The following is a 2105-nucleotide window of genomic DNA, read 5'->3' as shown; positions in this document are numbered from 1 at the left end:
TCCGCCACACCCACGGCGGCCAGGGCGACCAGCACCACGAGGACGGCCCAGACGTGCCGGGAGATCCGATCCGTCCGGGTGACGTCGCCGACGCGCGCCCCGCCCGCGATGGCCCAGCGGCGCAGCGCGTCGACCGTCGCCACCCCGGTGATGGGGGCGAGCTCACGGTTGAGGAAGCGGTCCAGGGGATTGCGCACCAGGACCAGCACGATGCCGAACGCGATCACGGCCATCGACATGAACAACTCGGGCGCGAACCCGTGCCACAGACCGAAATCCGCCTTGTATCCCTCGCCGAGGGAGGCGCGGGCCGCTGCCGCGACAGCGGGTTCGAGGAGGAACCCGGTGAATCCGAGCACCAGCCCCAGCACCGCGGGCAGGGCGGCGGGGAGGAAGAACGAGGCGTGGGGCGCCTCGATGGTCTCCGGGGTGCTGTGTACCGGCTCGGGGCCCGGCCCCGCCGGGGGGCCGTGGGTGACGAACCCGCCGAGCAGGAAGCGTGCCGAGTAGGCGAAGGTGAAGGTGGCGGCGAACACGGCCAGGGCACCGAGCGCGGGCCCGGTCCACGCGGCTCCCGGCGCGTCGAGCATGGATTTGAACATCCACTCCTTGGACACGAAGCCCAGCAGCGGGGGCAGTCCCGCCATCGACGCCGCGGCCAGTCCCACGCCGATCGCCGTGCCGGGCATGATGCGGTAGAGCCGCGGGAGACCACTCATGGCCCGGGTGCCGGTCTGTTGGTCGACCACGCCCACAAACATGAACAGGGACGACTTGAACAGCGCGTGGGCGATGGTGTGCACGATCGCGGCGACCATGGCGGCCGGGGTGCCCACGCCGATCGTCGCCACCAGGAAGCCCAGCTGGCTGATCGTGGAGTAGGCCAGCAGTTCCTTGAGGTCGTCCCGCTGCATTGCGAACACGGCCCCGAGAACGGCGGTGGTCATTCCGCAGGTGATGAGGAGCAGGTTCCACACCGGGACGTCGTGCAGTGCCTCGGAGAACCGCAGCAGCAGGTAGATGCCGGCCTTGACCATGGCGGCCGCGTGCAGGTACGCGCTGACCGGGGTCGCCGCGACCATGGCGTCCGGCAACCACGCCTGGAACGGGAACTGCGCGGACTTGGTGAACGCGGCCATGGCGATCAGTACGGCGATCACCGTGGCGAAGCCGGGGTCAGTCGACCACACCGGATCGACCAGGATCTCCGACAGGACGGTGGTGCCGGTGCGGACCACCATGAGCGCCGCGGCGGTGAGCAGGCACAGCCCGCCCGCGACGGTGACGAGGAGCGTCCGCACCGCGGGCTGCGTTCCCTTGGGGCCGGCGAGCGTGATGAGGAAGAAGGAGCACAGGGTCGTGAACTCCCACGCGACGAACAGCAGGACGACGTCGTCCGCCAGGACCAGCCCGAGCATCGACGCGGCGAACAGCGTCATCAGGCCGTAGTACCCGCCGTGACCGCCACCGCGCCCGAGGTACCGGGACGAGTAGGCCATCACCACGGCCCCGATCCCGAGGACGATCATGGTGAACACGCGGGCCAGCGGGTCGAGGGACAGGCGGAGTTCGACGCCCAACGCGGGCATCCACGCGACCGTGGAGACGGTGTCGACGGGGACGGCGAACCAGATGTACAGGGCGAGGCCGCCGAGCAGCGCCGCGAGCGGCCATCCCGCGTCCCGCCCCATGGTGCGGGCCAGCAACGGTGAGATCGCCGCGATGCCGAAGGCCACTGCGAGGGCGAGGGTCAGGGTCAGGGTCACGTGCCGTTGGCTCCGGAGGTGGTCGAGATGGGCGTCGGAACAGACCCGTGGGTACCGAGCCCGCCGGGCCAGGCTAACACTCTCCGCCCGGGCGGATTCGGGCAGGATTCCGGGGCATGCCGAATGACCTGCGGGAACGGGTGCGCCACGTCACTACCATCCACGGCATGCCCCCCACCCCCAGTGCAGCCGACCGCGCGGACGAACCTCTGGACGACCCGGTCGACGACCCGGTCGACCGGTCGCCGGACGAGCCTGCGGTGGACGAGCCGGCGAGGGACACGAGGGTGGACCCGGTCGACGAGCCCGTCGACGAGCCGGTCGGCGGGGTGCCCAGCG

The 2105-nt window shown here is 70.9% G+C and carries 1 protein-coding gene; it reads right to left on the bottom strand.

Features of this window, described 5'->3' with window-relative positions:
- Positions 1–1766 (bottom strand): proton-conducting transporter membrane subunit (locus G6020_RS17005; protein WP_347238339.1); only part of this gene is annotated, 1766 nt, incomplete at its 3' end.
- Positions 1767–2105 lie beyond the last annotated feature (339 nt).

This window comes from Dietzia sp. B19, assembly GCF_014145155.1.
Lineage (GTDB): Bacteria > Actinomycetota > Actinomycetes > Mycobacteriales > Mycobacteriaceae > Dietzia > Dietzia natronolimnaea.
Note: the sequence above shows the minus strand (reverse complement) of the source record. Positions and strands in the feature narration are given on the sequence as shown.